The 12,539-nt window shown below is 60.8% G+C and carries 7 protein-coding genes; 3 read left to right on the forward strand and 4 right to left on the reverse strand.

Features of this window, described 5'->3' with window-relative positions; genetic code table 11:
* Positions 1-1,686, forward strand: a 1,686-nt coding sequence (locus AB4Z13_RS29705) for a dipeptide ABC transporter ATP-binding protein (protein WP_442207507.1), incomplete at its 5' end; no start/stop codon positions are given.
* Here the strand turns inward: AB4Z13_RS29705 and AB4Z13_RS29710 are convergent.
* On the reverse strand, positions 1,683-4,964 hold the full coding sequence (locus AB4Z13_RS29710; RefSeq protein ID WP_442207508.1) for a GH36-type glycosyl hydrolase domain-containing protein: 3,282 nt from the start codon (positions 4,962-4,964) through the stop codon (positions 1,683-1,685). The two genes, AB4Z13_RS29705 and AB4Z13_RS29710, sit on opposite strands and share 4 nt — an antisense overlap.
* 1,440 nt (positions 4,965-6,404) lie before the next feature.
* On the opposite strand from AB4Z13_RS29710, the gene AB4Z13_RS29715 reads away from it, so the two are divergent.
* Positions 6,405-7,415: a ketopantoate reductase family protein gene (locus AB4Z13_RS29715; protein WP_442207509.1), complete on the forward strand. Its 1,011-nt coding sequence runs from the start codon at positions 6,405-6,407 to the stop codon at positions 7,413-7,415.
* Positions 7,416-7,536: 121 nt separating this feature from the next.
* The gene (locus AB4Z13_RS29720; RefSeq protein WP_442207510.1) at positions 7,537-7,878 is read left to right on the forward strand and encodes a hypothetical protein; all 342 of its coding nucleotides are present in this window, start codon (positions 7,537-7,539) and stop codon (positions 7,876-7,878) included.
* A 219-nt stretch (positions 7,879-8,097) separates the two neighbouring features.
* On the opposite strand, the gene cysG is transcribed toward AB4Z13_RS29720, so the two are convergent.
* The 3 genes from cysG to nirD are packed head-to-tail and all read right to left on the reverse strand — an operon-like array spanning position 8,098 to position 12,528.
* Complete coding sequence (gene cysG / locus AB4Z13_RS29725; protein WP_442207511.1) at positions 8,098-9,573, reverse strand: siroheme synthase CysG; 1,476 nt, start codon at positions 9,571-9,573, stop codon at positions 8,098-8,100.
* Positions 9,545-12,199, reverse strand: a complete 2,655-nt coding sequence (locus tag AB4Z13_RS29730) for a nitrate reductase (protein WP_442207572.1) — start codon at positions 12,197-12,199, stop codon at positions 9,545-9,547. The genes cysG and AB4Z13_RS29730 overlap by 29 nt, the downstream gene beginning before the upstream one ends.
* The gene (gene nirD, locus AB4Z13_RS29735) at positions 12,199-12,528 is read right to left on the reverse strand and encodes a nitrite reductase small subunit NirD (protein WP_007816845.1); all 330 of its coding nucleotides are present in this window, start codon (positions 12,526-12,528) and stop codon (positions 12,199-12,201) included. The genes AB4Z13_RS29730 and nirD overlap by 1 nt, the downstream gene beginning before the upstream one ends.
* Positions 12,529-12,539: the final 11 nt, after the last annotated feature.

Consider the following 12,539-nt stretch of genomic DNA (forward strand, 5'->3'; position numbering starts at 1 on the left):
ATCGGCGACCAGATCGGCGAGGCGATCAAGCTGCATGAGAAGATGAGCCGCGGAGAGCGCCGCGCCCGCATCATCGAACTCCTGAAGCTTGTCGGCATCCCCAATCCGGAAGGGCGTCTCGATGCCTATCCGCACCAGTTTTCGGGCGGTATGCGCCAGCGGGTGATGATCGCGATGGCAGTTGCCTGCAATCCGAAACTTTTGATCGCCGATGAGCCGACGACGGCACTTGATGTGACCATCCAGGCGCAGGTGCTCGACCTGATGGCGAAGGTGCGCAAGACGCTGAACACGGCCGTGCTGCTGATCTCGCACGATCTCGGTGTCATCGCCGAGGTCTGCGATCGTGTCATCGTCATGTATGCCGGCCACGTGGTCGAGGATGCGGATGTCCGCTCGATCTTCAGTAACCCGAGCCATCCCTATACGCGCGGCCTGCTGCAATCGATCCCAAGGCTCGATGACGATCAGAAGCGGCTCTACCAGATCCCGGGTTCCGTACCGACCGGGCTCGGTGAAGGAGGGCTGTCCATTCTACGCCCGCTGTCCTTTGCATATCGACAAGTGCCGCAGCGAAATGCCGCCGATGTTTGCCTTCGGTCCGAAGCACAAGGCGGCCTGCTGGGTTACAGCCGAAAACAAGGTATCCCTCCCATCGATCGAGGAGCATATGCGATGAACGCAATCCTGCGGGCCGAAGGGTTGAGCAAGGTGTTTTCCGATGGCGGCATGCTGTCCTTCAAGCAGGAGAGTAGCGGCGTGCGCGCCGTCGATGATCTGAGCTTCGAGATCCTGCGTGGCGAAACGCTGGCGCTTGTGGGAGAATCCGGCTGCGGCAAGTCCACACTCGGACGCCTGCTGTTGCGGCTGATCGAGCCGACTGATGGCCGTGTTTTCTTCGAGGGCACCGAGCTGACGGCGTTGTCGCACGAGAAGATGCGCAGCATGCGGCGCAATGTGCAGATGATCTTTCAGGATCCCTATGGATCGCTGAGCCCGCGGCGCTCCATCGCCGAAATCATCGGCGAGCCGCTGGATGCCTTCGGCCTCATCCGCTCGAAGCGCGAACGGCGCGAGAGGGTCGCCGATCTCCTGACGCAGGTCGGCTTGCCGACGAGCGCCATGGACCGTTATCCCCGGCAGTTTTCCGGGGGCCAGCGGCAGCGCATCGGTATTGCCCGGGCGATCTCCCTCAATCCCGGCTTTATCGTCGCCGATGAGCCGGTCTCCGCACTCGACGTTTCCGTGCAGGCGCAGATCATCAACCTGATGCAGGACCTTCAGGAGAAGAAGGGCTTTTCCTTCCTCTTCATCGCCCATGACCTCGCCGTCGTCCGCCATATCGCTGACCGTGTGGCAGTGATGTATCTCGGCAGAATCGTGGAGATAGGTGACAAGCGGATGGTCTATTCGGCCCCGCAGCATCCCTATACGCAGGCGCTGTTGTCAGCGGCACCCGAGCCCGATCCGGACCGGAAAAGCCGCCGCATCGTGCTTGAAGGCGACGTGCCGAGCCCGTCGCGCATCCCTCACGGCTGTAGCTTTCACACTCGCTGTCCGATCGCGCAAGACATCTGTAAAGTCGAACGGCCCGCTTTGAGAGAGGTAGCGAACGGCCAGATGGCCGCCTGCCATTTCGCCGCTCCCAATCCGATCCCGCCTCGGGTACGCGAAGTTGCCGCTTAACCCTTTCGCTTTGGGCCCTGTAGCCGGCGCCAGGGTGCATGATCCGTCTTGATCGTGATCGAGGCGGAAGACGGCAGCAGCGGTTCGCGCTTGCGTCGTCCGAAGCGGCGTTTGAAGCCAAGGATGTTTTCGATGAAGCTGCGGGCATAGAGGCCGGGCCCGCTGGAATAGATGCGCCAGCCGCCGTCGACGTCGATCTCGCCCTCCTTGACCTGGTCCCAGTCGCTCATCGCCTGATAGCGGTCAGGGAAGGCGGCATCGCTGCTGCTGAAATAGGTGTTGCGCTGGCGCAGTGAGGCGTGTGGCAAGGCGTCGGTCACGGCGATCGGATTGACGAGACCGATCGTCTTCCAGAGCGCCTTTGCATCCTCAGCAATTGCCAGGGTCTCGCAATAGCGCAGATGCGCATGCACATACATGAGGCCAATCTCGCGGCCGAAGAAGGATGAAGATTCCGCACGCCGGAACAACGTCTCCGGACCGCCGGCATAGGTCGCAGGCTTCTCCATCAGGCGCACGCCGTCGGGGAAGAGCAGGTGCTTCTCGATCAGTTTCATGTGCTGTTGCCGCTGTTCTGGCGTGAAAAGTTTGCCGAGCATCGCCTGCGTCATCGAGATCAGCGAATAGTGCAGGCCGGTACGCTGGTCATCGGGATGCAGCAGCAGCTCGACGCCGTCATGGGTGGGATCGAAGATGCCGTAACCGGCGACCACGCCATCGCGGATCAGGTGTTTGTTGAAGTCGCGCCGCATGGCGGTGGCGATCTTGCGCAGTTCCGTGGCGTCAGCAGCCTGGCCGATGCGACGCAGGATAGCGGAATAACGCACGATCTGTTCATAGAGCAGGGAAACGGTCCAGCTGCTCACCATCCAGTCGCGCAGATGCGGATCGGCCGGCTGCAGGGAATCGTTCCAGTCGCCTTCGCCGTAGCGGATCAGATGCGTGCCGGGAATGAAGCGCTCGCGCACGGTAGCGAGAAGCTTGTCGACATGGACGGTGATCGTATCGGCCGGTGCCCTGCCCATGGTCTTGTCGTCGCGCCAGACCACCTTTTCATCGAGGACGGCGAGATCGCCAGTTGCCTCGATATAGTCGCAGAGCGCCTTCAGCGGCCAGACGACGATATCACCGTGGCTGTCGCCGGAGCGGATGTTGGCATAGGGTTCCAGCATGAACCATTGCGGCCAATCGCCCTTTTCCAGGTACTGCTCGCTGAAGACAGTCTTGACCACTTCCTTGGCTTCGCGGTCATGCTCGTAGGCGAGCAGGAATTCCACCGGCCCCTGGCAGGCATCGCGCGTGCCCCAGGCGGCGCCCGTATATTGCTCCAGCCCGTGCGGGACGCTGAGATGCACGATTGCATCATGTGCGAGCCAGGGCAGGATCGCGGCATGCGCCACCGCATCGGCTTTGGGCTTGTCGAGTGTCAGGCCGCGAATGGCGTGCTGCCAGAAACGCGAAGCTGGATCGAGCATCGCCTCCTGCGTGATGCCACCTGCGTAGCGATCGGCCAGACGCTCGGCCTCTGCCATGTCCGTCATCGAGCCGACGACGGCGAAGGCGAGCGATTGTGTCTCGTGGGAGCGCAGGGCAATGTAGGCGCCGTTGCGGGCCACGCCGTCTTCATAAAGAAACTCGTCGCCGCCAACCGCCTCGACGGCGCCAGGCGTGGAGCTCACCAGCCAGTAGCTGGCATCGGGAAAACGCTCGCCCCAGAGCCAATGCGGGTCTGGGCGGAAGCGGATGCGCTTGGCTTCTGCGTCGAATTCGGCATAACCGCTTGTGTCATATTCCCGCTCGCCGAGAACGAGATGGCCGAAGACCAGGAAGCGGCAGGGCTTACCCTCGACAGAGACGGCCCATTGCATGGCGGGATCTTCGCCTGACGCTGTCGCCGTGACGGTGATGGTGCGGTCGCCAAGGCGATAGATCCAGCGGCAATCGCTGAGGCCCATATCGAAGGCTGAAGGCACGCCGAGAAGCTGCCAGCCCTGACCGATATCAGCAAGGATGCGCAGCCCGCTGGCCCGCGTCAGATTGTAGGGATCGCGGGAGACCGAAAACAGTTTGTGGAAGGACGTATTGCCGATCGTCAGCTGCGCGGCAAATATGCCCTGCATCCAGCAGGTCGATGCCAGCGTCACGTCGTCGAGCAACATGTTCTGGCCGCTGCGTACGATCGCGCCGTGACGGCGCGCGACCTGCAGTTCCTTCTCCCGCAGAACCACATGGCGATTGAGGGCGCCCTCAGGCACGAAGAAGGACAGCAGCTTTCCGTCTGCGCGCTCTTCGAGCATACGATCGGGATAGAGGCGGGTAAGCGCCTTGTCGTCCAGCGTCTCCACCGTCAGCAGCCCGGCATCCTGCACGATGCTGCGCGGCGGTACTGGCTCGGCCGGACCAGCCACCGTCTTTTCGACGACTTTCAGATGATCGAGGCGGGAAAGATCGGCATTGTCGGAGGCTGCCTGATGATCGTTGAGGAACAAGCCGAAGAAGCTCGCAGTGACGCCTTCGGCCGAAACGGCAAGCGACTTCGACTGAAGGGCCGGGCAGGCCATTTCATGTTGCCGGCGCTGGCTTGGCAGATCCGTGCCGAAGGGACCGACGAGAAGATCGTCCTTGCCGGCGGTCGATTTGACCAGCTGGATCGCATCAGTAGCGTAAGCTGCAACACCTTCCAGGCAGCCCTGCGCGAGCCAAGGATTGCGCCCGCCGCCCTGCTTGAGGTTCTGCCGGTTCATCACCACTGGCCCGAAGGCCGGATGCTCGGCAATGTGGTGATCGACATATTGCGAGGCATAGGCTTCGCTGTTCATCAGGAAACCGCGATCGCCGAGGCCGATATCCTGAACCAGCACGAGATCGGCCGGCAGCTTTTCCGCGCCGGAATGTGCAAGCGCCACATGCCAGAACCATGTCGTCTCGGAAGGGGCAAGCACGAGGCTTACCTGATAGTTGATGTCGGCGACGTTGCCGCTCCAGGAGAAGCCCGCTTCGCTATGGCCGAACTTGCCTTTCGCCCTAGGCCCGACGATCTCGGCAACGGCAGGCTTCTTGCCGCCGATCCGCAGATAGAGCCGTCCGACACCGCCGGAAAGCGGCGATCCCTGGAGCTGATTGACCTGCACCGATCCGAGGCTGTCGGCGTAATCGATTGAGAACAAAGTGGCATTCGGCAGTGCGGATATGGAAAGGCCGGAGCCGTTGGCGATCGTCAGAAGGCCGAGGTTGTCGCGGCGGGGCATCTGCAATTTGCGATTCAGTCTCGAGGGCATGTGAGATCTCGTGTCGCCTAAAAGGGAATCGGAGAATGATGCAAAATGTTTGAGCGAAATACTACCTAATGTCACTGGTTAGATCGTGGCGCACAGATGACGAATGCACCTGAGCGAAGCGGTGAAGGGCCATCAGGGATGCTGCCGTCGACGCCCAGGAAAATCATCGCGCCTGTCAGCAGGTTGCCGTCCAGCAATGCTGAGGACGACTCCACCGAGAGCCATCGTCGCGAAAACGGGGGAGTTTGGGGGAAATTAGCTACCAGCGACACCCGCGATTCGAACCTCTATTCGCGTTCTGACGGTGACTGCGCTCAATCCGTGCACCGAACCAAGACTGTAAAGATACACGGGAACTGGCCTGGCGACCTTTACTGGCACCGAAGACGCAGCGCGGGGGCTTTCACCCGTCTCGCTTGAGGCAACGCTAAGCTCGAGCGAGGCCCATACCGCGAGGCAACAGGCGAAAGCGATAAAACACACGATGCCTGTCTCCAGAATGAAACATATTGGCGTGCCTGCTCTTTTATCCGGGTCTTGGGGCATGATTGGTGCAGTTCCATTGAATTGCGGTAACGATTTGGTCGTCAGCATCCGGACAGCGGCCAGGTCGGCCGCTTTTCTAAGAAGCCCTGCGGAATTTCCACGGTTTCCGCCTCCAAGGCCGACGCGGCGAAAGAGCCGGGTCTTGACTGGTTGCGTATGAGGCAAACCAATCGCATTGCTGCTTCTGACAGAGGCATTTCCTTAGGCCGTTACGCAGTTGTTAGAATACCCCTGATCAATGACCGCATGCATCTATACCGAGGTGTAGCGATGCCGGGACAAAGAGGTAGGTCGACCGACGCTGTATTCAAAAACGCGCTGGAGCTGTCCTCGCACTATCCGGTGCAGATGTGTGTCGATGGGCAGGCGCCAACGTCGAAAGCTGGTAACCTGCTGGTTGCCAATTTTCCGCTCGGTTTGGCAGATGGGCAGCCGAATGAGTGGACGAAACGACCCGTTATCTCCTCGTTGGGAGGATCCGAAGGAGCTGATAGGGCTAGCTCGCGGTTTTGGCTATACACCAATTGTAGGCGCTGGCTAGACCTCCGTATAGATGCGTAGACGACAGCGAAGTCATAACTTCTTCGTATCGGAATTGATCGGAACAAAGCATCTGGATCGAGGCCGACACGCAACGTTGTCGGAACCGTTGTCACCTCTCCCGACTGCTACTAACGCGGATCAGATAGCTGTCGAATCCGTCGGTAGGAGTCTGCATGTTCAACTCTTAGCCACGGAGCCGGCGGTAACATCCATTCGGCACTGTTCGCGGCCTAACATCTCACCATCAGCGTCCAGGAAGTCGCCAAATTCCGGCTAACCCGCGAAAAATCATGCCTAAAGGTTGACGCTGTCATTCTCGCGGCGTCACCGAAGTTCAGCAGGAGACACTATATGTCGCAACTTCTCGAAGAGAACGATCAGGTTCCATCGATTTGTGTAGCAGGCGCGGGCGCTATCGGCATCACGATTGCCGCAAGATTTTCGATCGTCGGTTTCCGCGTAAGGTTGATCGCTCGAGGCGGAAGCCTAGCCTCGATAAGGGAGAACGGGATACGGCTGCTGGACAAGGAAGGGGATCACCGCTCACAAGTGGAGGTTGGCCGGGCGGCAGACTTTGGCCCGCAACATATCTTATTCCTGTGCGCAAAATCTTACGACCTGCCGGAATTGGCCGCGTCCTTGCAGCCGCTCATTACCAGTGAAACGACGATCATCCCGGTCGTCAATGGTATCCCGTGGTGGTACTTCGACGGCGAAGGTGGGCTGTGGGACGGTCCAGTTGTTCGGTCTGTCGACCCAAAGGGCAACCTGAAGAAATTGATGCCATCGCGGCAAATCATAGGCACGACCACTGTCATAACGGCCGAGCGTTTGGGTTGGGGGACCGCGCAAACCTTCAATCCGTTGCAGATGACGATCGGGGAGCTTGATGACCGACTGTCTGCACGTGTCGGCGAATTGGCAGCGATTCTAAATACCGCAGGAATCGACGTCCGTGTCGCCACGCGCATTCGCGATGCCGTTTGGACGAAGGTCGTACGCAACCTTATCTCCAATCCGGTGACCGCAATAACGGGTGCGACGCTTCGTGAGAATTTCGGCAATCACTATCTCTCTGACGTCAGCCGACAGATGCTTCGGGAGGTCATTCCTGTCATCGAGGCCTATGGTGGCAAACTTGAGGTCGATCCCGATGCGATCATTGAATCCGGTCGAATGCTCGGAGATGTAAAGACTTCGATGCTCCAGGATTTCGAGAAAGGAAATCGGCTTGAGCTTGCCTCGATTTGCGATGCCGTCATCGAAATGGCGGAGCGGCAAGGAATAACAATGCCGGTTACGGAAGCCGTTACAGGGATCGCTCATTTCAGAAGCCAGGGCGAGCCGGCTAATGCAGCCTAGGGGACATTGCACGTAGTCCGCACATAGCTCCCGAATGTTCCGAGCTACCAAAGTGTTGCATAGCGACGCTGCTGCGGTGGCGCTACGGAACCCGCCGCGAGAGTTCACTGGAGACGTTAAGATGAAGAGCGAACAACCCCCGAGCATCACTATGCTCATCATAATACCTTTAGGCCTTTCGGCTGTCTTCTTACTGGACATCTTGGGACCGTACGACCCGGTCGTGGGCGTACTGTATCTTCCGTTGATATTGTTCTCGACCAGGGTGTTGTCCGGATTTGCAGTGGCCTATGTCGGGCTTGCTGCTGGCGTATTGACCTGCGCCAGTTTCGTGCTTGCGAACAACGAGGGCTTTGACAAAATAACCTACGACCAACGGGGAGCGATTTTGGCGGCAATCGCGGTAACGACTACATTTGCGGTTGTCTTATCCCGCCGCCGACAGGGATCACAAGCACGGTGATATGACGTGTTTGAGGTTTTCGGCGTGACCCGGTCACCCTTCATCGCCATTTTCTGTCGCAGCCCTTGTGGCAAAGCTTTGGGCTCCCGTCTCGACCCCTGGAGTCGGGGAGAGTGTGGTCCGCGTGGAAGTTGAAGCCGCAGCAAGCCGAGCTCCAGTTACGTGTATACATCCGACTTGAGACCCGATTTGCAGCGAGTTCTCCGACCCGGCCGGTCGTCAAGCCTGGGCCGCAACGGGGAGACCGGTTTCGGCCGTCAGACCGCAGGCGGCAAAAACCTCCCCGACGCCGATGAGTACGGGCCGGTCGAGGCCGATTCCGGCCATGGCCGAAGAAAGATGATCGAGCCTGCCGGTCCAGCGCCGCTCGTCGGCATTGGCAACCGAACTGACGATCACGACTGGTGTTTTTGCATCGAGGCCAGCCTTGATCAACCTGTTCTGGATCGCTCCGGCGGTGCGTCCGCCCATGTAGAAGATCGTCGTTTTTCTTGAGTCTGCGATCGCCTGCCAGTCGATCGTGTCAGGCAGGATGCCATGGCGCGAATGTCCAGTGACGAATTGAACGCTCTGCGCATGATCACGATGCGTCAGGGACACGCCGAGCCGCGAGGCCATGGCGCTGGCCGCCGTGATGCCGGGGATGACCTCGACCGGAATATTGTTCTGCCTCAGATAGGCAATCTCCTCTCCGGCGCGGCCGAAGATCATCGGGTCGCCGGATTTCAGCCGGGCAACGTTTTTGCCGGCCTTGGCGAAAGTCAGCATCATCTCGTTGATATCTTCCTGGCGGCAGCTCGTGCGCCCGCCACGTTTGCCGACGAGCAGGCGTTTTGCCTCGCGCCGCGCCAGTTCCAGAACCTCGTCCGACACCAGATCATCGAACAGGATGACATCGGCGGCCTGCAATGCCCGCACGGCCTTTAGCGTCAGATATTCCGCATCGCCCGGACCGGCGCCGACAAGCGCCACCCGCCCGACGAGGCGTGTCTGAGCGGGCCTTTCCATATCAGCAAGCATGTCGCGGGCGCTTGCTTCCGTCGGTTCGGCTCCGAAAGCGCGATCGACAAAACGCTCCCAGAAGGCGCGGCGCTCTGCGCCGTGTTTAAGACGAAGAGCAATCTCCTCGCGCAGTGACTGGGCAAGGACCGCCCAGGATTTCAGGGATGTCGGCAACAGCGTTTCGATGCGGCGGCGAATGGCCTGGGCGAGGATCGGTGCCGCTCCATCCGTCGAGATCGACACCACGACAGGCGAGCGGTTGACGATGGAGCCGAACTGGAACTGGCAGAAAGCCGGCTTGTCGATGATGTTGACGGGAACGCCGGCTCGCCGCGCCGCTTCGAAAAACGTTCGAGCCTCGGCCTCATCCTCGCAGTCCGCTATGGCAAGGGCCGCACCTGCAAAAATATCTTCGCGCCACGCCATTGGACGGTGGATGAGCGCGCCTTCAGGATGTGGCGCGCCGCGCTCGATGAGAGTGGCGCAGGCTTCGCCGAGGTGCTCCGCATGGATCTCGACCTTCGCACCGCAGGCAGCCAGCAGTTCCGCCTTCCAGGCACAGGCATCCGAGCCGCCAGCGATGATCACCCGTTGTCCGGCAAGCGACCAGAAGACCGGCAGCTTGGCAAGCGGCGCCATGCGAGCGGGCGCCCGGTCGGCAATATCATTCAGCAGCGTCTGCAACACAGGCATTGATGATCCCCCTGATTTCGGCGCGGCAAGAACCGCAATTGGTGCCGGCCTTGAGTTCGTTGCCGATCGCCTCGACGCTGCGGCAGCCGGAGCGGACGGCGGCGGCGATCTGGTTGACGCCGATGCTGAAGCAGGAACAGACCGTCGCACCCGGATCCGGTCTGTCGGCGCCCGGTCGGCCGGCGATGACGGCAAAGCGGCGACGCAGATTGCTGTGATCGGCAGTCAGCTGCGACACCGCCCAGTTGCGCGCGACGGCAACCGGCTCTCTTGCAAGGAAGAGCGCGGCAAGCAGCCTCTCTCCGTCGAAGAAGGCGATCCGCCGGTCGCCGGATTGCTGGTCGGCATAACCCAAGGGCTCGATATGGTCGGCAATGCCGAAGCTTTTTCGACACCAGGCCATCCAGTCTTCGATGCCGTTATGGAACGCAAGCTCCAGCCGCCATCCGCCATCGGCTTTGGCGAGTGCCCAATAGTCCGCGTCCGCCACATCAGGCTTTGCCACGCTGACAGCGAAGCCATAGATGGCAGCGCGATAGCGGCTGACGGCAACCGCGACATTCTTCGAGGCGGGCTGACCCGAAACAGGGTCCGTTGCGGGTTTGACGACGGCGCCGATCCGCGCCTCAGCCGAATTCTGGTCGCTCCAGTGCATCGGCACGAAGACGCTGCCGCGTGCCTGCCGGTCGGTTACCAGCGCGCGGATGATGGCCTTGCCATAGCTGCTTTCGATCTGCACGAGGGCGGCATCGGCCACGCCAAGTTCCATCGCGTCGCGCGGATGGATTTCCGCGAAAGGCTCGGCGATATGGGATGACAGCCGCGCGCTCTTTCCCGTCCGTGTCATGGTGTGCCACTGGTCGCGAATGCGGCCCGTATTCAGAGTGAACGGATAGGCTGAATCTGTTCTTTCGGTTGCCGGCGCTTCGACGGCAATGAAGCGCGCCTTGCGATCGGTGTGGAAGAAACCACCCTGGGCAAAAAACCGCGTTTCCCTTTCCTCTGCTCCGAAAGGCTGCGGCCACTGAAACGGTTTCAGCACATCATAGGCTGGCGCCTCCGTCTCGGCATAGGCGCCGATGTCGAAGTCGCGGCTGCCATCATTCTCGAAGGCGGAGAGTGCCGCGTGTTCGGCGAAGATGTCGGCCGGAGACGTGTAGTTGAAGGCGTTAAAGCCCATCCGGCGGCCGACTTCTGCCATCTGCCACCAGTCGGCGCGCGCCTCTCCCGGCAGAGCGAGAAAGGGGCGCTGCCTCGATATGCGGCGTTCCGAATTGGTGACCGTTCCGTTCTTCTCACCCCAGCCGAGCGATGGCAGCAGCACATGCGCGTACCGGGTCGTATCGGTCTCGCGCAACATGTCGGACACCACCACGAAGGGGCAGGCAGCAATCGCAGCCTCGACACGACGTGCATCCGGCAGGGAAACGACGGGATTGGTCGCCATGATCCACAATGCCTTGATGCGGCCTTCTTCGACGGCGCGGAACAGATCGACTGCCTTCAGGCCGGGCTTGGCGGCAACCTCAGGCGCATTCCAGAAGCGCTGCACCCGGTCGCGATCGTCAGCGCTTTCGATCGCCATATGGGCTGCCAGCATATTCGCGAGTCCGCCGACCTCGCGCCCGCCCATGGCATTCGGCTGTCCCGTCAGCGAAAACGGCCCCATGCCGGGGCGGCCGATGCGGCCGGTTGCCAGGTGGCAATTGATGATCGCGTTGACCTTGTCAGTGCCCGACGTGGACTGGTTGACGCCCTGGCTGTAGCAGGTGACGACCTTCTCGGTCGTCTCGAACAGGCGAAAGAATTCCCTCACCTGCATGGCCGGCAGGCCGGTGCGCTCAAGCAGGTCGTCTACCGATAGCGCAGCGGCAGCGGCGAAAGTCGCACCAAAACCTTCCGTATGGGCGCCGATATAGTTCTGGTCGATAGCAGGGCTTGCCGCGAGGTGGGCCAGAAGCCCCATGAAGAGCGCCACGTCGCCGTCGGGACGGATGGCAAGATGCAGATCGGCAATATCGCAGGTCATCGTCCGGCGCGGATCGATGACGACGATCTTCAGGCCCGGCCGGGCCGCTTTGGCGGCAGCCAGCCGCTGGTAGATGACAGGATGGCACCAGGCGAGGTTGGACCCGGTCAGTATGACGAGATCGGCAAGTTCCAGATCCTCGTAGAGACCGGGAACCGTATCCGAGCCGAAAGCGCGGCGATGGCCGGCGACCGAGGAAGACATGCAGAGGCGGGAATTGGTGTCGATATTGGCGGAGCCGATGAAGCCCTTCATCAGCTTGTTGGCGACATAATAATCCTCGGTCAGAAGCTGACCCGAGACATAAAAGGCGACGGCATCAGGGCCATGTTGGGCGATGGTCTCGGAAAATCTGTTGGCGACGAGAGCGAGAGCTTCATCCCAGCCTGCCCGTCTGCCATCGATTTCGGGATGGAGCAGCCGACCGTCGAGATCGATGGTTTCGGCAAGCGCCGAACCTTTGGAACAGAGCCGCCCGAAATTGGCCGGGTGCTCCGGGTCCCCCTTCACGGTCACGGTGCCGGCCTCGTCCACCCGAGCGATCACGCCGCAGCCGACACCGCAATAGGGGCAGGTGGTCCTGACCTCCGCTCCCATCATTCGGCCGCCATAACGAGGCTTTCGAGCGCGATATAGAGCCTGCCGCCCTCGTTCCTGAGCGGGATGGTACGCACCGCGCCGTCATCGGCGCCGAGTGCCTTGCCAGTCTCCAGCGAAATCACCCAATTGTGTAGTGGGCAGGTGACGGCATTTCCATGCACGATGCCCTCGGAAAGCGGCCCGCCCTTGTGCGGGCAGCGGTTTTCGATCGCATAGACCTCGTCCTCGCCCGTGCGGAAGACGGCGATATTCATATGCGGGGTCTTCACGCAGCGGGAGCCACGCAAAGGAATATCGGAGATCTCGCCGATCGGGTGCCAGTTCATGGTTGATCTCC

The sequence above is a fragment of the Rhizobium sp. YAF28 genome (assembly GCF_052113285.1).
Taxonomy (GTDB): Bacteria; Pseudomonadota; Alphaproteobacteria; order Rhizobiales; family Rhizobiaceae; genus Rhizobium.

Coding starts and splice junctions, on each gene's coding strand:
- AB4Z13_RS29710 (WP_442207508.1), bottom strand. CDS start 4,964: ATGCCCTCGAGACTGAATCGCAAATTGCAGATGCCCCGCCGCGACAAC.
- AB4Z13_RS29715 (WP_442207509.1), top strand. CDS start 6,405: ATGTCGCAACTTCTCGAAGAGAACGATCAGGTTCCATCGATTTGTGTA.
- AB4Z13_RS29720 (WP_442207510.1), top strand. CDS start 7,537: ATGAAGAGCGAACAACCCCCGAGCATCACTATGCTCATCATAATACCT.
- cysG (WP_442207511.1), bottom strand. CDS start 9,573: ATGCCTGTGTTGCAGACGCTGCTGAATGATATTGCCGACCGGGCGCCC.
- AB4Z13_RS29730 (WP_442207572.1), bottom strand. CDS start 12,199: ATGGGAGCGGAGGTCAGGACCACCTGCCCCTATTGCGGTGTCGGCTGC.
- nirD (WP_007816845.1), bottom strand. CDS start 12,528: ATGAACTGGCACCCGATCGGCGAGATCTCCGATATTCCTTTGCGTGGC.